We start from the raw sequence: 16600 nt of genomic DNA, 5'->3' as shown, positions 1-16600 counted from the left end.
GGCGCGTGCCAGACTCCTGCGATGGGGCGGGAACCGAAGGGGGCCGTGCGGGCAGTAGCAGGTATGCAAACAGGTACGCAGCCTGCCGCCTCCGTGGATCCACCCGGTGGTCCGGAGCCGCCGACCGACGCCGAGCTGATCAGCGGCGCGACCCGGGAGGAGTTCGCCCTGCTGTTCGACCGGCACGCGGTGAAGATCCACCGGTACGCCGCCCGCCGACTCGGCACCGCCGAGGCCGACGACCTCCTCAGCCAAACCTTCCTGATCGCCTACGAACGGCGCCACCACTACATCCCCGATCCTGGCACTGGAGGGCTCGATGGGGCGTTGCCTTGGCTGTACGGCATCGCGACCAACCTGATCCACCGACGACGCCGATCCGAAGTACGCCAGTACCGCGCGTACGCACGCTCCGAACCCGCCGGACGTCACACCCACGAAGATCCACTGGCGGGCGAGGTCGCGTCCCGCGTGGACGCCGAGGCCGCCCAGCAGACCCTCGCTCGCGCCCTGGCCGGGCTCCGCCAAGCGGAACGCGACGTCCTGCTCCTGTACGCCTGGGAAGACCTCGGGTACGCCGAGATCGCCGCCGCCCTGAGCATCCCGATCGGCACCGTCCGCTCCCGCCTCCACCGGGCTCGCAAATCCGTCCGCGCCACCCTCGGCCCAGCCTTCGAGGAGCAACCATGACCGACCTCGACCTGCTCAAACGCTTCCGCGAAGACACCCCCGCCCCCACCCCCGAAGCCCTCACCGCCGCCCGTCGGCAACTCCTCACCCCACCGCCCCGCGCCGCACGCGCCTTCGTAGGGCGTCCGCGGGTGCTTCTGGCCGGAGCAATGGCACTCGCTCTAGCAGGTGGCTTCCTCGTCGCGGACGTGGTGACACGGGATGGCGCAACACCGGCAGGCACCGTCGCCAACGCCAGCACGTTCCTCGCGGATGCCGCGACCGCGAGCAATGCCGATCCGGATGACCTGATCCCACCGGGGCAGTTCCTGGAGATCAGCTACCGCACGGCCAGGTTGACGCCACTCGGAGACAACCCGAGCCTGCGCGCCACGCAGTACGGCGAAAAGACGACCTGGATCGCGTCCGACCACAAACCGCCGTACGTGAGCACGATGAGCTTCATGACCCGCGCCGAGTTCGCGAGCCCCGAAGCACGCGAACTCGCTCGGACCAAGGCGCCGTACCTCTTTCACCCGATGGAGCCCAGCGTCTCGCTCAACTCCTGCCCGACGGTCGGAACCGGGTCCACCGTGCGCGGTTCCAAGCCGTGCGAGCCCAGTTGGGACAACCCGACGTACGAGTTCCTCGCCGCCCAGCCGCGTGACCCGGACCTACTGCTTGCTGCGCTCCGCAAGAACCCTCCGGTGCCGGCGCCCGACGTGGTGGCCTGGCGGCGCATCGGATCCGTGCTGAGCACCGGTCTCGTGCCGGCCGATCTGCGGGCCGCCCTGTATGAGGCCGCCCGCAAGATCCCCGGGATCAAGCTCCTCGACGAGGTCGTTACCGTCGACGGACGCCGGGCCCGGGTGATCGGCCGCGACGGCGACGGGTACCGCGACGACCTGCTGATCGCCGAGACCGGTGGTCAGTTCCTCGGACGCCGGACCGTCGTGACGAAGGACGGCCCACCCGACATCAACGGCGACCCCGAACCCTCGCTGCAACGCGGCGACATCCTGTACTCCGCGATCGCCACGACCCGCATCACGTCGACTCCGCCGCCCAGCAAGTAGGCCGGCGTCTGATAGTCCGCTAAGAAGATGGCCAGGGGGACATTCCTCCGTGGTCTGCACCGTTGATACTGACAAGACGGTCAGCGATCACGGAGGAATTGCCCATGAGTCTCATCGGAGCCCTGGTCGGGTACGTCCTGACCGCATTCATCCTGGTGCTGCTCGCCCGGATGGTCCTGGACTGGACAGGCGTCCTCGCGAACGGCCCCCAATGGGCAACCCGAGCCCGCGCCCTGACTCACGCCTGGACGGAACCGGTAATCGCCCGAGTACGACGTTTCCTGCCCCCGGTCCGCGCAGGCGGCCTGTCACTGGACCTGGCCTTCACCGCAGTCTTCATCGCCGCACTGATCCTGCGCTCGATCGCCTTCAGCCTGTAGAGGTTTACTGGCCCGGCGGCAGTTCTTTAATGAGGTCTTGCCAGCCATCGAGTGCAGCGTGGACCTGCGGACCTGCCTTGTAAGCGATCCAGACGCACGAGATTGTCTTCATCACCTTCTTCAGAAGCCCGGAGCTGCGCGCCTCAGGAGCGTCGTAAAGCGAGATGTTGATCTGACCGAGCAGCCGTTCCGTGGCTTGCTTGACAGCCCCGGGTCCGCCGATGCGGACGTGGTCCATAGCCCAGATGATGTCGTGCAGCCGCGCGTTGATCACCGACCGCAGATCGCGGGGCAGCGAGTCCTCGCGCGCAAGGGCATCGAGAAGATCACGCACTGCCGCTCTGAGTTCAGCTACGACTTCAGCGTCCGGGAGAGCGCCCTCGGGAGCACAGGTGGACAGGTACGCCGACAGCCCGCCGAGGACCGCGAGTGCGTTCGGGTCCACGGCACCCGGGCCGGGACTGGGAGTCTGCCGCGGATGGTGCTCACTCATGATCGGCACCGCCCACTGCCGTCCGAAGGCCTCGAAGAGCGCGAGCTGTTCGGCCGCTCCGCACTGGACGACGAGGCGATGAATCTCGGGGATCAGTGCGGCGACCTCGGCAAGGGCTACCGGCACCTGCCCTTCGGACACACCGAGGACCGTCGCCCAGGTCGCGTGCATCGTCGAGTCGATGTGCGCGGCGGCGCGGTAGTCGGTCAGGAGAGTGTGCAACCGGCCTGCGGGGTTGTTCGCGTCGCCCATGGCGTTCTTGGTTCCTCTGCGGGTGTTCGTGTTGCTGGTTCCGTCGTGGATGGCTCGCCACCGACTGCGAGGTGGTGTTACCAACCTGGGCCGAAGTGCACCCGCCCTGTGGGCACAGCCTCCACGTGCGAGTTCGGCGCTGTGCCGCTGCGGCCGTCGAGCACGCCGTCGTCGAGCCACGGCTCGCCGACGGTGGCCTGATGCGGTCCCTGATGGAATCTGGGCAGCGTGCAGTGTTGTCCGAGCGAAGGGTTGTTGGCTGCGCACGCCGCGGGTCGGTCGGGCTTGGGCGGTCGTCGCAGTGGCGAGATCCGGGAAAGGCATTGGGTCAGTGCCAGTTGCTCCGCCTGCGTTGCGCCGAGCGCGACCGCGAGTTGGTGCAGCCGCGCGGCGGTCGGCTTTCGTTGGCCGGCGTACCAGCCGTGCAAGGTCGATCTCGAGATGCCGCTGAGTTCTTCCAGTCGTCGAAGAGATCGGTGACCCTGCCGCGTGCTGAGTGCGGTGAGCACTCGTCCTAGCTGCTCGAGCGTGACCACTTGCTGGATCTGCAGCAGCGTCGCATCGGGCTGCCGGATTGCTGTCGTCCGGACTTCCCACTCTTGCTGGATCTCTGCCCACGTGCGCCGGCCGGGCTCGTGCGCGCTGCTGGGTGGCGGCCAGGATTGGGTCGCGCTGGCGGTCTTCCACAGTCTCAGCCAGCAGTTGAGCTGATCACCGCCGACGCCGCAGGCGTTGAGGATCGCTCGCACCAGCTTCCAGTTCGGGAACCGGGTGCCTTTGAGGGATCGCGCGATGTGCGGATGCGTGTAGTTGCTGGACCGGGCGATCTCGCGAACTGTCTTCCCGGCCCGTTTGCGCACGGATCTCAGCAGGTACGCGAACTCATGCCGGTAGTACTCGACCTGCCACTCGTCCGAACCGAACTCGGGGTCTGCCACGGGTCATCCTCCGGCGCATCTGCAAATGCACGTGCATATGCACGACGTTGGCCTAGACCATACTCGCTCGGCCCGCGCGAAATCCAGGCCATGCCCCAGCTGGCACCAGCTGGTGCATCCAGCCCGACAAAAGCCCTCTGACCTGCGAAAACGCATAACAAATCGTCCCGCAGACGTCCGATTCACCATCGGTCACGCCGACGCCTACCGCACCGCGATCAACGGGCGAGACGTCCGTCCTGCACGCCCAACTCCCACGACATTCCTCGACCGCCAAGGACAACGCCCGACCGACGTTCTGTTCCCGACCTCTCTAGAGGTCGATGACGACCTTCCCCTGTACGTGCCGCCCCGCTTGAAGTTCGACCGCGGTGCGAATCTGTTCGACCGGAAAGCTGGCCGCGATCGGCACCCGCAGGCGGCCCGCTGCAACCAGGCCGGCGATCTCCGCGAGGGCGCCCGGGGCTGCGTTGGCGCCGTTCGCCGGTGTGATGCCGTCGATCTGGGCGGCGATGGTCGTGATGCGCTCGTCGGGAACGCCGATTTCGCGTGCCGCGAGCGCCGTGTCCGTCCCGTGCAGATCCATCGCCGCGGTGACGCCGGCGGGAGCCAGCGCACGGACCCGATCGACCAGACCATCGCCATAGGCGACCGGCTCGACCCCGAGCGCGCGCAGCGCGGTGCTGGCCGCTGACGCCGGAGATTCGGTGGCCGAAGATCACCTGGAGCGGCAGTTCCAGACTGACCCGACGCTCCGACCGGGCCTCACGCAACGGCAACCTCGAGCAACCGCTACTCGCCCAGGAGGATGAACTGGAATCCGATCTGGGACGTGTGGTTGAGGCCGTTGAAGACGACCGGCACCTTGCCGTACGACGTCATCGCGGTGGCTGTGCCGTTGAACTTGCTGAAGCCGTACTGATAGCCGGATTGGGTGTCGTGGTCGACGGCGATGATGATCGTAGCCCCGTTGACCCCGCACTTGTTGACGACCAGCGATTCGTACGCCGCCCAACCGGACTTCCGGATCAGCTTCACGACCGGCTTCGCACTGGCGGTGGTGGGGATGTGGATGGTGTAGAGCGCACCTGCGGTCGTGGTCATCAGCAGGGTGTCGTACGTCCTCTCCTCGCTGATCATGGTCATCGTCTTGAAACCCCGGAAGCCGGCGAACGAGCCGGCCGACCGGTATCCAGCGCCGTTCGGGGCGTAGCGGTACAGGTTGCCGTTGCTGTTCAGGCCGTACAGGTACGCGGGCCGGGATCCCTTGAGGGGATAGTTCGAGGTGGCGATCGACTTGAAGCTCGCCCAGCCGGTGCCGACCCTGACCGCCTTCGACTGCGCCGGGCTTCCGCCTGAGAGGACGGTCGTCTGCCGGTACAGGTTCGACCCCAGCAGGAACAGGCCGAAGGCGTAGTACTGGGTGCCCGCGGCGTTCCACGCCAGGTACCACCTGTCCATGAAGCGGCTGGCGAAGAACTTCGAGTACACGTACGGCGGTGACACCGGAGCCGGCGGCTTGCGCGCGGTGACGTCGACGGTGTCCACGACGTTCGCCTTGGTCGGCCAGACGACCGAGTTCCAGCAGGTAGTGGCGGCTGCAGCGACGGCAGATCCGGGCGCGGCGGCGGCAGTAGCAGCAGTGGTAGAACTGGCGGCCAGCAGGCCGAAACCAGTCAGAACGAGCGCAAAGCGCCGCAGCTTCATCGAGTAGTCCCCTCCAGAGAACCCCAGGCCCACCCCGGTCCCCCCGAGGTGCACTCATTCAGGTTGTTGCGAGCCCACCAAGACATCAGCCCAATGGCCGCGTCAGCGTACTCGCCGTCACGGAGCATGACACAAACGCCAGGCCGTCAACAGGAGTTCAGGTCACGGGCGGGCTTGGATCGCTCGCAGCTCACGCCTCGATGCGGCCACGATCTGCGGCTGCAGGGCAGCGTGTGCGGGCGGTTTGAGGCTGTCTGTTGGGTGGTATGAGGGCAGGTGGGGGTGTGGGGCGCTGTGATGGCGCCGGGGTGCTCCGGCTGTTGGCCGGGACAAGGGGGAATCGTGAGCAGGTTTTCGATGGTCCAGTTCAACTGGCCTTGCCCCGGCTCCGGGTATGTCGCGCTCGCGCAGTTCCGACGATCAGTCAGCAAGGTTCGCTCGCTGTAGTTGGATATCCGAGGGAGGGGTCCAATGTTCAAGTACGTCACGCGCGCAGCCGTCGTGGCAGGGAGCGTCGCCGGGCTGCTGTGGGTCGCAGCCAGTCCCGGCACGGCCACCAGCGGCCAAGAGCGGCAGTTTGTCGTCCTCTACGCCCAGGGCGGCTCCACTGAAGCCGCGCATGCCGCGATCGCCGCCGCCGGCGGCACGGTGCTCAGTGAGAACGCGGCGATCGGAGTCGCCACCGTCACCACCAAGAGCGGGGGTTTCCAGGCTGCCGCCGGCGCCTCGTCGGCGATCGCGGGGGTCGCGCGAAGCACGGTCATCGGCCGGGCGCCTGACGACGGCTCAGCCGTCGGGAAGGCGAGGCTGAAGCTCGACGCCGCACAGACCGACCTTCAGGGGGCAAGTGCAGGCAGTGCGAACGCGACGGAGGCGAAGAAGCAAGAGCCGCTGGCCGGACTGCAGTGGGACATGCAGCAAATCGGCGCCACCGCCGATGGCTCCCAGCGCTACGAGCAGGGCACTGGCGTACGGGTCGGCATCATCGACACCGGCGTCGACGGCACCCATCCCGACATCGCCCACAACTTCGACAAGGCGCTGAGCCGCAACTTCACGACAGACATCCCGGTCGACGCGAACGGCGCGACGGTCGACGGACCGTGCGAGCACCCGAGCTGCGTCGACCCTGCCGACGAGGACGACAACGGTCACGGTACGCACGTCGCGTCCGAGATCGCGTCGCCGGTCAACAAGCTCGGGATCGCGGGCGTCGCGCCGAAGGCGACGATCGTCAACCTGCGCGCCGGACAGGACTCGGGCTTCTTCTTCCTGCAGCCCACGGTCGATGCCCTGACCTACGCGGGCGATCACGGCATCGACGTCGTGAACATGAGCTTCTACGTCGATCCGTGGCTGTTCAACTGCCCCGACAACCCGGCCGATTCGCCCGAGGCCCAGGCCGAGCAGCGAACTGTCGTGACGGCGATGCAGCGGGCACTCGACTACGCCTATGACCACGGCGTCACGCTGGTCGCGGCGGCGGGCAACGGCGCGAGTGACTACAGCAAGACGCTCGTCGACACCTCGAGCCCGGACTTCGCCGACGAGCCCGGTGAAGCGCCGTACGAGCGGACAATCCCGGCCTCGTGTACCTCGATGCCGTCAGAGGGCAACCACGTACTCGCGGTGACCAGCACCGGCATCTCCAAGCGCAAGGCCTACTACTCGGACTTCGGCAACGGCTACGCCGACTTGTCCGCACCTGGCGGGGACGTGTACGACACCGCCGACAACAAGCGCGACATCACGAAGGCCGTGCTCGCCGCGTACCCGAAGCACCTCGCCGAGGAACGCGGTCAACTCAATCCCGACGGGACGCCGAACACGCCCAACGTCGTCGAGAGTTGCGACAAGCAAATCTGCGGCTACTACCAGTACCTGCAGGGCACGTCGATGGCGTCACCGCACGCGGCCGGCGTCGCTGTGCTGGCGGTCAGTCGACTGGGCGTTCCGGACAGCGTCAACGGTGGCAAGAAGGCTTCGCCGGCCGCTGTAGAGCAGGCACTGCGCGGTACGGCGACCGACACGCCGTGCCCGACGCCCGCGATGTTCACCTACACCCGCCAGGTCCGGCAACCCGACGGGTCCTTCGTGACCGTGACCTCCACCCAGACCTGCGAAGGTTCGCCGACGAACAACGGGTTCTTCGGCGACGGCATCATCGACGCAACGAAGGTCGCACGAGGGCACTAACTCACCCGGCCGGCGCCGGAACCAAGCCCCCGGCGCCGGCCCCTGGAGCAAGTTGCTCCCGCAGGCGGCCAGCCACGCGAAAGCACTGCGATAGTCCAGGTCACGACGGACATGACCGTGACCTGCGGTGACGCGCTGTAGGGCGGGCGGGACTCGAACCCGCGGCCCAGGCATCATGAGAGCCACGCCACTTGCCACACTGCCCAACTTTGAGGCTGCGGGACTTCGGACTCCGACCCCTCTAGCTGACTCAACCCACTCTGCGAGACGCGAGTTCATGGCAGGAACCATGGCACGGCCGAGCGGTTCGAGCCGCTCCCGCAGACCGAGCTGGCCACCGTACCGACTGGACTGGAGGCGTCTGACCGTGGGTTGCCCCGTCCTCTGGCCGCTCGGCCACCACGACACGCATCAAGAGCGCCTACGGCGTCCCTCCGGGATCGGCAAGCCGACTCGTGACCCACCCCCGCGCTGACCTTGGTTGGCAGCTATCAGACCTCCGATGTGGTTAAGCGGCATGTCGCGAGTGTTTGGTTTCTGTGTTCGTCGCGGGTTGGCGTGAGAGGCTTCCCGCTATGGACGCAGGCGCCTGGCGACAAACACTGCAGGCTGCTGACGACGGCCTGGAGCTGCAGCCTCCCGTCGATCCTGGCGAGATCGCGGCCGTCGAGCTTCGGCTCGGCATCACGTTCCCAGCCGAGCTCCGCGGACTGTATGAGGCGACGGCATCTTGGACAAGCCGGGCGAGTGGTTCGTGATGTGGCGGCTTGGAGACGTTGCGCGCTGGAATCTTGAAGCCTGGAACGGGTGGGAGTCCGAGGCTCGGCGGAGGCTGCTTGGCTTCGGCGACGGCGGCACCGGAGATCCCTTCTGTGTCGCACTAGACGGGGAAACCACCGTCTGCGCTTGGTCGCCTATCGAGCAGGAAGCGCGACCACTCGCACCGAACCTTCGTGAGTTCTGGTTGGGATGGTTATCCGGGCAGATCAAGACCTGACGTGCCTGGCTGTCTCGGTCCGCGTGATCAGACTCCGAGATCGGGCTGTGGCGCGGCGAAGGCTTTGTGGGGTTGGTAGTGCTGGCCGGTTTGGAGGCAGTAGTAGAGCTGGCCGAGCATCCGGTTGAACAGGTGGCGTAGTGCGGCTGGGTGTCGGTCGCCGTGGTCTCGGCGCTGTCGGTAGTGGCTGTTGGCGTGGTCGTCGTGGGCTAGGGCGGCGAAGGCCCAGGCCCAGCCGGCCGCGGCGAGGCGGTCGTTCTTGACGCGGCGGTGGGTGATGCAGATGGAGCGGCCGGAGGCGCGGGTGATGGGCGCGGATCCGGCGTAGGCCTTGACCGCTCGGGCGTCGGTGAAGCGGGTCCGGTCGTCGCCAAGTTCGGCCAGGATCCGGGCGCCGGTGTTGTCGGCCAGCCCGGGGAAGCTGGTGATGATCGCGTGGTCGGGGTGCTGCTGGAACGCCTCGTCGACGGCCTCGCCGAGTTCGTCGACGTTGCGGCATTCGGTGTCGAGGACCGCGAGCAGGGCGAGTGCCTGGCGCCCCATGGCTTGCTCGACCAGTTTAGCCTGACGCAGCTGTGGCTCGCGGAGCGCGGCGTGTAGCCGTGCCGCAGTCGTGTCGATGCGGCGTTGGCGCCCGGCGCGGCGCAGCGCGGCGGCGATCCGCGCCTTCGACAGTTTGGTTGCCGCGGCCGCTGTTGGTGCGATTGCCAGTGTCGCGCGAGCGTCGGCCGTGGCCAGGTTGCTGGCGGTCTTGTCGGCGAAGGTCTCGAGGAATGCTGGGTAGTACTCGCGCAGCAGCGAGCGCAGTTCGTTCGAGGCCTTGGTGCGGTGCCGGGTGGCGTCTTGGTGCGCGCGGGCCAATAATGCGATGGCCTGGGCCAGGTGGGTGTCGGCCGGCAGTCGACGGTGAGCATGCAGGTCGGTGCGCAGGATGTTGGCCAGCGTCATCGCGTCGGCGTGATCGGACTTGCCCCGGCTGACCGTGTGTCGCTCGCGGTAGCGCGCGACGGCCATTGGGTTGATCGCGTAGACCGGACGCCCGGTGGCCCGCAGGGCTGCGACTAGCAGGCCGCGTGGGGTCTCGATCGCCACCGGGATCGGGTCCTCGGCCGTGTCGCCGGCCGCGGCCAGCATCGCGGTGAGTTCGGCGAACCCGGCCACTGTCTCGCTGATGCGCTTCTTCGCGATCAGCCGACCGGACTCGTCGACCAGCGCGATGTCGTGGTGGCCTTCGGCCCAGTCGATCCCGCAGAACACCTTCATTTGTCTGCACCTCCTCCTAGCCGGTTTGGGTCCGGTTCGGGACCCTGGCGAGAACGCGCGGCGCCCTAATGACGAGACTCTGGGGTCTTCCCTCCGATGAGCCGTTCGCGATCCCAGCAACCCTCACGGCCCCGGTCTATGAGTCAGAGTTCGAGGGCTCCGGGTGAACGAGGTATCGACCGTGAGGGCGGGCTCGAACCACGACCTACACTCCCGGCCCAAACACAGAAGACATCACCGACGCGCCGAGCCGAGGCAGCGCAGCGAACAGGCCCCGAACGTTAGTCGCGTCGGCCTGATAGGAGGCCTAACCGGGCCGAGGGACGGGAAGACGTCAACAGCCGCCCGGGACCTGTTACCCACTCATTAGGGGGACAGGGCATGTGGCGACTAGCCCCGCAGGAACTCGATGAACCTTCGAACCGCCATCACGGTGACCTTGGGCAGGCCCGCCACGCCCACAACCTCGCCGAACGCGATTGCTCGATCAGCAAGGCCTGTGCCAGCGCCGAAGATCTGGTCCCACTGCACCGACAGCATCCAGATAAAGATCATCAGAAAGACGATCACCTCAATCTGATAGGCACCAAGGCCGATCGGTTGGACCGCATGAGGTGCGGACGCCACATCGAGCGAGGCCGAAGCGTCGCGCATGAGCTCATCGAGCAGGCCGCTCACCTCAGGCATTTCACGCACAAGCGCAGCGAAGCTCGGTGCGAGCGACGATCTCGACAGCTCCAGCAAGCTGGCGGACATCATGGCCAACGACGGCGTGACGGCCTTGGCCAGCCCACCAGCCAGAGCAACCGTCAACCGCTTCGCGAATTCTTCGGACAACACGGCCATCGCCATCAGCTGTTGCCCCGCGAACATCTCGGACACCCTGGCCTTCGCCGTCAGCTGTTGCCCCAATAACGCCTCGGACACCCTGGCCTTCGCCGTCAGCTGTTGCCCCAATAACGCCTCGGACACCCTGGCCTTCGCCGTCAGCTGTTGCCCCAACAACGCGTTCGCCAAGTTGGTCTGGCCGATGCGGCTCGCCAGCTTCATCGGCACGGTGATCTCACTCATCTGCGTTCCTTCAGCACGTTGCCGCCCGTGATGACCGTTACCTAACTGTGACACGGCGTTCAGACGTTCTCCAACGGACACGCCGTCACCGATCTGTGCCCTCTACGTGCCCTAGGCGGTGGTCCGTGACGGTCATGCGCGGGGTGCTGCGGGCGTGTGTCCCAGGCGTGGCGATGGGCTCCAGGTGGACGATCGGCCACGCTTCCAAACTGGCTACCGGTCGGGCGACGTGCGCGGCCCGGCCAGAAAGTGGAAGTCAGGCAGTGAGCACGGCGGCCCAGGGGATGGGTCCGACGGCTGTTGGCAAGGGGGCCGACTTCGGTCTCCGACAGTTCATATCCGACCCGATCTGACGGCTCTGTCAACGCTCTTTGACTCGTGTCGCCCCCACAACTGGCCCCACACCATCCCTGCGAGGCGACGAAGGCGACAGCGATGCACCACTCCCAGAGAGACCGGTGTCGGCCGAACGGATGACATTTCGTCGGCCGATCGCCCGCTGTCGAGACTGGCCGGCTCGAAGCACACTGCCTCTGCGATATTGATGGCGCCATCGATGGCGAGCCTGAGCCCGTCGATAAAGGGGCGCTGAGGCGAGAGGAACCTTCCACATGTGCGCCACCGGGAAGCAGGCGACAGTTGGTGGGGCGCGAGCGCCCCGGCGGACGATGCCCGTGATGGAGCCTCACAGGTGCCGCTCAGGCTTCGGCCGCGGCGTCCGCGTCGGCGCCGGTCCTACGCGCGCCTCAGACTCCGCCCGCAGCTCACCCGGTTCCTACGAACCAACTGGGGGCCAATCCTGGCCCCGCACTTCCACCCCGAGCACGCGTTCGGAGCGCAGGTCTTCGCCGACGAGGCGACGTACCTGCTGAACACCGCCCAGGCCGACGACCTGACGACCAAGGGCGAGGGCTACCTGGGCATGTTCCGCCAGCTCGGCGAGCCGGTCGCGCGTGAACTGGAAGGCGTCCGGATTCCCGTCCAGGATCAGACGTATGACGGTACGTACGAGCTCGACCTCGGCGGCCGCTCCGTGCAGCTGCGCCCGACCGGACGTGCGCACAGCAAGGGCGATCAGGTCATCACGGTCCCCGACGCCGGCGTCCTGTTCACGGGCGATCTGGCCGAGGCGGACCAGTTTGCGATCTTCCGTGGTTCCCGCCGTACGACGTCGACGTGTCCGGGGTGCGCTGGATGTTATGGACCGCCTCGCCGCTGAGCGACCTCGGATCGTTGTCCCGGGCCACGGCGAGGTCGGCGACGAGCAGCTCCTGGCCCAGGTGCGCGACTACCTCACCGAACTCCGCGACGAGACCTGGCACCGGCGGGACTCGGGCCTGTCGGTGGAGACAACCGCCGCCGAGATCCGCGCCCTCATGATCGAGCACCACCCCGACTGGCGACTACCGGAATGGATCGACCGCGGAGTCAGCTGCCTCTGCGCAGAACACGCCCAGCTGGGAGGCCGGATGTGGATGGCACGATCTCACGTCGAGAACCTCGCGATCAGCAGAATCTTCTCCTTCGCCAACCAGGTACCGACGCGGACGATTGCGGCCCCAGGAGCACCCCACGCAAGGAACGTGATCAGGGCTTGATCACCAGGATCTGCCGCATCAGGGTCTGTTGACGGGGTCAGTATTCCGGTGCCGACGTCGATCGCTTCGCTCAGAGCGACACCCACCAGCAAGTAGCCGGCGATGATGGCCAGTCGGCCACCACGGTCCAGCACACCTCGCCGCTTCGCGCCGCGCCAGATGTACGCGCCGATTGTGAGGATCACGAAGCCCCAGACAACGGTGCCGTCCGCATCGGCGAAGGCTTGGGAATCAGGCTCGTTGTAGGGATCGGGCAGGTTCATGGTCTCCAGCACCGAGCGAGCACCTCCGAATCCCTTGACGACTCCGAACACCATGACCAGCAGCCCCATGACCCGGAAGATCGGGTTCGCGGGCTCGCTGTGAGCTGCGTCGTCTGCGGCTGGAGGCAGGAGCATGTGTACGGCGATGGCCAGGAGAACCGACCCGAAGATGATCAGCGCGAGCGGAATTACGAGTCCCATGTCAAACCTCCGACCTGGACTACTTCACCTGGCAGCCGTTGAGCGAGAGCTCAACGGCCACGCGATTGAAGTCGGCCCGGTACTGGTCGGCGTTATTCCACCCTTGGTTGTAGCCGTCTCGATCACCAGTGCGGAGCGCCGTGGCCGCGCCGTTCAGGCTGTCCGCGGTATTGCTGATCCGGAATACAAGTTGATGATGCTTGCCGGGATCGTGGGAACTTTGAGTCAAGGTGCCGAGGTTGGTTGCCAACTGCTCGAGAACTGCGGCGAGGTCAAACGTATAATTGATGCGTTCGTCATCAGTCGTCGGTTGCGTAAGCGCATTGATGCGACTTGCCGACGCTGCGCAGTACGACGCGGCCTGCTGTGAGTAAGCACGATCAGAAGCCGATGAATCTGGCGGCGGATTCGGTGTGGCCGGTCGGCTCGTGGTGGGTGCTGGTGGCGGCCCATTGGTACCGTCAGCAGGCCGCCCGAAGAGTACAAAGCCCGCGATGAGGAGAGCCAGACCGACGATCGCCAAAGCCCACCGCAAGGCGGGCGACGCGAGAGCTGGAACCTCAATGTTGATGAATCGAAGGCCGTTCGTGATGGCGGCGACGAGGCTCACCGCGCCAAGCAATGCAATTGTGATCCCTGCGGTATCCACTGGTCGCCCCCGGCTCCCCAGGTCACTGTCTACGGTGCACCTGTTTCGCTCGGGGAACAACCGAATTCGTCGCTGCTGGGATCATGCGGAGAATGGGCCCTTGGACTCGAAAGTTTGGTGCACGAATCGCGTCGCGATCAGTTCGTGAGTTGCGGCGTCGGGGTGGAGGTCGTCGGGGAGGGGATGAGCGACGTTGTCTGCCTCGCCGTAAAGCTCGCGGCCGGCCAGATGGTGGAGGTTGGGGTCGGTCATGGCGCGTTGAGTGAGGATGCGGGCGAGCTCGGCGCGGATGACCGACAGGGTGAGTTTGCCGGCGGGGATCTCGTCGGGGTTGCCTGTGCGCGATCGCGACGATCGCGGTCACGTTGGTCCTGCACGGCTACCTGCTTGGCGCTGCGCACGGCGCCACTGTGACCTTCTTCGTCGCCGCCGTGCGACACCTCTTCCTCGTCTGTACCGGCACGACCCGAGAGCTGTCCGGCGCATATGGGGAGGACAACACCCGCGACGTCCTACGGCGAGCCAGACGAAAGCGGCACATCTGGAACTCGATCGACAACCTCGAGATTCAGAGCGGCGACTTCGACCACCTCGTCATTGCACCAGCCGGCATCTACGCTATCGACAGCAAGTGGCACGCCACGGATCTGACCGATGCCGTCCTCGACCGCGACGTTGCAACCGCCCGCGCCGCAGCACGCCGCGCGAATCTGATCCTGCGCTCCGTTCATCTGCAAGCTCTCGAAGCCCAGCCGCTCGTCGTGGTCTGGGGCCGCGGGCAACGCGACTACCCGAGGCAGGATGTGTCGTCGACGGAGTACTGATCCTCAGAGGATCAGGCCTGCGCAGCTGGCTGGCGCAGCGTCCCGCCGCCATCATCAGCCAGGAACACGCCACCGAAGTAGTCGCCAAGCTCCGACTGTTCATGGCCCGTGTAGATCCCACTCGACCACCACGAGCCAAGTAGACAGAGCCGATCAGGGATGAACGCGACAGCGAGCTGGCTACGGACTCCGGGCTGCAAAAGATCCTCACAGGAAGGAGAACTGCAATGACGAATCCAACCCGTCCGAGCTTCCTAGACGCCTATCTGGTCGCAGAGAATTCAATGGGAACACCCATGATTGGCGTGGTCCGCAAGGATCGGAACGTCTGGAAGGTCCTGCGATTCGGTGTCGGTGCTGATCAACAGCCCCGGGGGTCGTGGTGCCGCCGCCCGAGTGACCCAAGCGGCCGGCGGCGGAGCGTACGTTGTAGCCCGCCATGATCAGCTCGGTTGCGTTGTAGTGGCGGTGGTTCTTGAGCTCGGTATCGATTCCGAGTCGCTTCGCGAGCCTCGCATAGCGTTTGCTGGCGGAGTCCGGATGTAGCGGTCGAGTTCCGTCCGGCGTTGAAGAGAAGATGTACCCGTTCGGGTCGAATGGGATGCCGAGCTCGTCGGCGCGCTGACGGCAGCGTGCTTCGTGTTCGTCGAGAACTGCGTCGGGCTCTGAGTCCATGACGATCCGCCGGTGCTGATGCGTCTTGGTGTCCTCCTCGAGTTGGTCGGCATCGTTCACGAAGATCGATCGCCGGACGTTGAGGACCGACGTGGCGCCTTCTTCGCGCCGAGTGCGATCGCTCCAACGCAGAGCGCACATCTCCCCGCGGCGATTGCCGGTCGTTGTTTTCGTGGATAGGAAGGCGCCCCAGTCCTCGTCCTCTTCCCAGGCTTCTGTGAGCAGGCGATCGACCTCGTCAACAGTCGGCGGGTGTGGATCTGGCGTGGGCAATCCGGGCTTGCTCGCATGCTCGGCGGGGTTCACCGCGATCCATCCCCACACCACTGCCCGATCGAGCGCGTCGCTGAGGATCCAGTGGATCTGGTGAATGGCCGAGGCGCCGAGGCCCTTGCACACATGCGGTTTGCACATTCGGCGGCACCGCCGGCCTTCCTGAGGGTCGTTGCGGGGGGAGCGGTTGCCCTCGTGCTCGTCGCATTGATGAGGCACCGCCGTACGGTGCTCGATGAACGCCTTGCCATCGCAGTGAAGGCGGCGGAGTTCGGCGTAGAACGAGTCGAGGATCTCGGCGGCGGCGCCGATCTCGCCGAGTTTCGACGGCGGCGTTGTATCGAGAAGTGGCTTGATGTGGTCCTGTACTTCGAGCGGTTCCTCCGCAAAGTCGACGTCGACGTCGACAACCTCGAGGTACTTGACGATGAGTTGGCCGACATTGGCTCGGGTTGTTGGGTTCCGGCCTTCGTCGACCTGGTTGCGGAACGGGTCTTCAGCTTCCCCGGACCCTGGGCGTGCCGCGGGCCGCGTGCCACGCGGTCCTGGCGGCGTACGCCCGCACTCGCAGCGCATCGGACTGGTTCGCGTTAAGTTGGCTCGCTTGCGCTCCTGCGGCGTCCGCGATGCAGCCGTGCGGCGACCTCGACATTCATGTCATGGGACATGTCACGAGCGGTGATGCATCAGCCGCAGGTCACGACGGATGTGGCCGTGACCTGCGGTTTCGCGGAGTAGGGCGGGCGGGACTCGAACCCGCGGCCCAGGGATTATGAGTCCCCTGCTCTAACCAGCTGAGCTACCGCCCCGTGTGCGGGAGATCGTATCTGGTGGGTGGGGGTGGGGTGCGAAACCAGGGGTGGGTCAGGGGTTTGACTGAGGGGTGGTTACCGCGGACCGGGCATGATGGAGGCAGGTCCGGACGAAGGGAACCCCGATGGGCTGGTTCATATTCCTGGTGCTCGTGGTGGGCGCGATCGCGGCGTACAAGTACCGCGTGCCGCTGCTCGCGAAGATCCTCGGTCAGCCTCCGCAACGTATCCAGCGAGCGATCGACCGGAAGAAGGGGAAGTAG

General features: G+C 66.2%; 16 protein-coding genes and 1 tRNA gene. 7 read left to right on the top strand and 10 right to left on the bottom strand.

Features of this window, described 5'->3' with window-relative positions:
• The first annotated feature begins 21 nt into the window (after positions 1-21).
• The 3 genes from EV647_RS06520 to EV647_RS06510 all read left to right on the top strand — a co-directional run bounded on the left by EV647_RS06520 (position 22) and on the right by EV647_RS06510 (position 2125).
• Complete coding sequence (locus EV647_RS06520; RefSeq protein WP_238177055.1) at positions 22-690, top strand: RNA polymerase sigma factor; 669 nt, start codon at positions 22-24, stop codon at positions 688-690.
• Positions 687-1745: a CU044_5270 family protein gene (locus EV647_RS06515; protein WP_133999855.1), complete on the top strand. Its 1059-nt coding sequence runs from the start codon at positions 687-689 to the stop codon at positions 1743-1745. Before EV647_RS06520 ends, EV647_RS06515 begins: the two co-directional genes overlap by 4 nt.
• A gap of 104 nt (positions 1746-1849) precedes the next feature.
• Positions 1850-2125, top strand: a complete 276-nt coding sequence (locus EV647_RS06510) for a YggT family protein (RefSeq protein ID WP_133999852.1) — start codon at positions 1850-1852, stop codon at positions 2123-2125.
• Positions 2126-2129: 4 nt separating this feature from the next.
• On the opposite strand, the gene EV647_RS06505 is transcribed toward EV647_RS06510, so the two are convergent.
• The 4 genes from EV647_RS06505 to EV647_RS06490 form a co-directional block, all read right to left on the bottom strand.
• A complete protein-coding gene (locus EV647_RS06505; protein ID WP_133999849.1) occupies positions 2130-2870 on the bottom strand; it encodes a hypothetical protein in 741 nt (246 codons plus the stop codon).
• Between the two features lie 77 nt (positions 2871-2947).
• Positions 2948-3808 (bottom strand): helix-turn-helix transcriptional regulator, encoded by an 861-nt coding sequence (locus EV647_RS06500; RefSeq protein ID WP_133999847.1) that lies wholly within the window; start codon positions 3806-3808, stop codon positions 2948-2950.
• A 313-nt stretch (positions 3809-4121) separates the two neighbouring features.
• Positions 4122-4394, bottom strand: a complete 273-nt coding sequence (locus EV647_RS06495) for a zinc-binding dehydrogenase (protein WP_238177054.1) — start codon at positions 4392-4394, stop codon at positions 4122-4124.
• Positions 4395-4600: 206 nt separating this feature from the next.
• Entirely contained in the window at positions 4601-5515 is a 915-nt protein-coding gene (locus EV647_RS06490; RefSeq protein WP_133999844.1) for a hypothetical protein, read from the bottom strand.
• Between the two features lie 471 nt (positions 5516-5986).
• Here EV647_RS06490 and EV647_RS06485 point away from each other — a divergent pair, with 471 nt between their 5' ends.
• Complete coding sequence (locus EV647_RS06485) at positions 5987-7711, top strand: S8 family serine peptidase (RefSeq protein ID WP_133999841.1); 1725 nt, start codon at positions 5987-5989, stop codon at positions 7709-7711.
• Positions 7712-8735: 1024 nt separating this feature from the next.
• Here EV647_RS06485 and EV647_RS06480 read toward each other — a convergent pair.
• Entirely contained in the window at positions 8736-9971 is a 1236-nt protein-coding gene (locus tag EV647_RS06480) for an IS110 family transposase (protein ID WP_133999838.1), read from the bottom strand.
• Positions 9972-10361: 390 nt separating this feature from the next.
• On the bottom strand, positions 10362-11042 hold the full coding sequence (locus EV647_RS06475) for a hypothetical protein (protein WP_133999834.1): 681 nt from the start codon (positions 11040-11042) through the stop codon (positions 10362-10364).
• Positions 11043-11733: 691 nt separating this feature from the next.
• On the opposite strand from EV647_RS06475, the gene EV647_RS42490 reads away from it, so the two are divergent.
• Positions 11734-12261 (top strand): MBL fold metallo-hydrolase, encoded by a 528-nt coding sequence (locus EV647_RS42490; RefSeq protein WP_202876053.1) that lies wholly within the window; start codon positions 11734-11736, stop codon positions 12259-12261.
• A 267-nt stretch (positions 12262-12528) separates the two neighbouring features.
• Here EV647_RS42490 and EV647_RS06465 read toward each other — a convergent pair whose 3' ends face one another.
• Together EV647_RS06465 and EV647_RS06460 are read right to left on the bottom strand one after the other, a co-directional pair.
• Positions 12529-13104, bottom strand: coding sequence for a hypothetical protein (locus EV647_RS06465; protein ID WP_133999831.1), 576 nt, complete (start codon positions 13102-13104; stop codon positions 12529-12531).
• A 19-nt stretch (positions 13105-13123) separates the two neighbouring features.
• On the bottom strand, positions 13124-13753 hold the full coding sequence (locus EV647_RS06460) for a hypothetical protein (RefSeq protein WP_133999827.1): 630 nt from the start codon (positions 13751-13753) through the stop codon (positions 13124-13126).
• Between the two features lie 410 nt (positions 13754-14163).
• Between EV647_RS06460 and EV647_RS06450 the strand changes: the two genes are divergently transcribed.
• The gene (locus EV647_RS06450) at positions 14164-14577 is read left to right on the top strand and encodes a nuclease-related domain-containing protein (protein WP_166680230.1); all 414 of its coding nucleotides are present in this window, start codon (positions 14164-14166) and stop codon (positions 14575-14577) included.
• A 207-nt stretch (positions 14578-14784) separates the two neighbouring features.
• Here the strand turns inward: EV647_RS06450 and EV647_RS06445 are convergent, their stop codons facing one another.
• Positions 14785-16101 (bottom strand): tyrosine-type recombinase/integrase, encoded by a 1317-nt coding sequence (locus tag EV647_RS06445; RefSeq protein ID WP_133999821.1) that lies wholly within the window; start codon positions 16099-16101, stop codon positions 14785-14787.
• Positions 16102-16260: 159 nt separating this feature from the next.
• Positions 16261-16334: transfer RNA gene (locus tag EV647_RS06440), tRNA-Ile, on the bottom strand.
• 128 nt (positions 16335-16462) lie between these two features.
• On the opposite strand from EV647_RS06440, the gene EV647_RS41895 reads away from it, so the two are divergent.
• Entirely contained in the window at positions 16463-16600 is a 138-nt protein-coding gene (locus tag EV647_RS41895) for a hypothetical protein (RefSeq protein ID WP_166679802.1), read from the top strand.

The organism is Kribbella sp. VKM Ac-2566 (genome assembly GCF_004366005.1).
GTDB lineage: Bacteria > Actinomycetota > Actinomycetes > Propionibacteriales > Kribbellaceae > Kribbella > Kribbella pratensis.
Note: the sequence above shows the minus strand (reverse complement) of the source record. Positions and strands in the feature narration are given on the sequence as shown.

What these genes read in the sequence shown, in the direction of transcription:
- EV647_RS06505 (WP_133999849.1), bottom strand. Translation starts at nt 2,870, where the DNA reads ATGGGCGACGCGAACAACCCCGCAGGCCGGTTGCACACTCTCCTGACC.
- EV647_RS06495 (WP_238177054.1), bottom strand. Translation starts at nt 4,394, where the DNA reads ATGGATCTGCACGGGACGGACACGGCGCTCGCGGCACGCGAAATCGGC.
- EV647_RS06485 (WP_133999841.1), top strand. Translation starts at nt 5,987, where the DNA reads ATGTTCAAGTACGTCACGCGCGCAGCCGTCGTGGCAGGGAGCGTCGCC.
- EV647_RS06515 (WP_133999855.1), top strand. Translation starts at nt 687, where the DNA reads ATGACCGACCTCGACCTGCTCAAACGCTTCCGCGAAGACACCCCCGCC.
- EV647_RS06465 (WP_133999831.1), bottom strand. Translation starts at nt 13,104, where the DNA reads ATGGGACTCGTAATTCCGCTCGCGCTGATCATCTTCGGGTCGGTTCTC.
- EV647_RS06520 (WP_238177055.1), top strand. Translation starts at nt 22, where the DNA reads ATGGGGCGGGAACCGAAGGGGGCCGTGCGGGCAGTAGCAGGTATGCAA.
- EV647_RS06510 (WP_133999852.1), top strand. Translation starts at nt 1,850, where the DNA reads ATGAGTCTCATCGGAGCCCTGGTCGGGTACGTCCTGACCGCATTCATC.
- EV647_RS06490 (WP_133999844.1), bottom strand. Translation starts at nt 5,515, where the DNA reads ATGAAGCTGCGGCGCTTTGCGCTCGTTCTGACTGGTTTCGGCCTGCTG.
- EV647_RS41895 (WP_166679802.1), top strand. Translation starts at nt 16,463, where the DNA reads ATGGGCTGGTTCATATTCCTGGTGCTCGTGGTGGGCGCGATCGCGGCG.
- EV647_RS06480 (WP_133999838.1), bottom strand. Translation starts at nt 9,971, where the DNA reads ATGAAGGTGTTCTGCGGGATCGACTGGGCCGAAGGCCACCACGACATC.
- EV647_RS06445 (WP_133999821.1), bottom strand. Translation starts at nt 16,101, where the DNA reads ATGCGCTGCGAGTGCGGGCGTACGCCGCCAGGACCGCGTGGCACGCGG.
- EV647_RS06475 (WP_133999834.1), bottom strand. Translation starts at nt 11,042, where the DNA reads ATGAGTGAGATCACCGTGCCGATGAAGCTGGCGAGCCGCATCGGCCAG.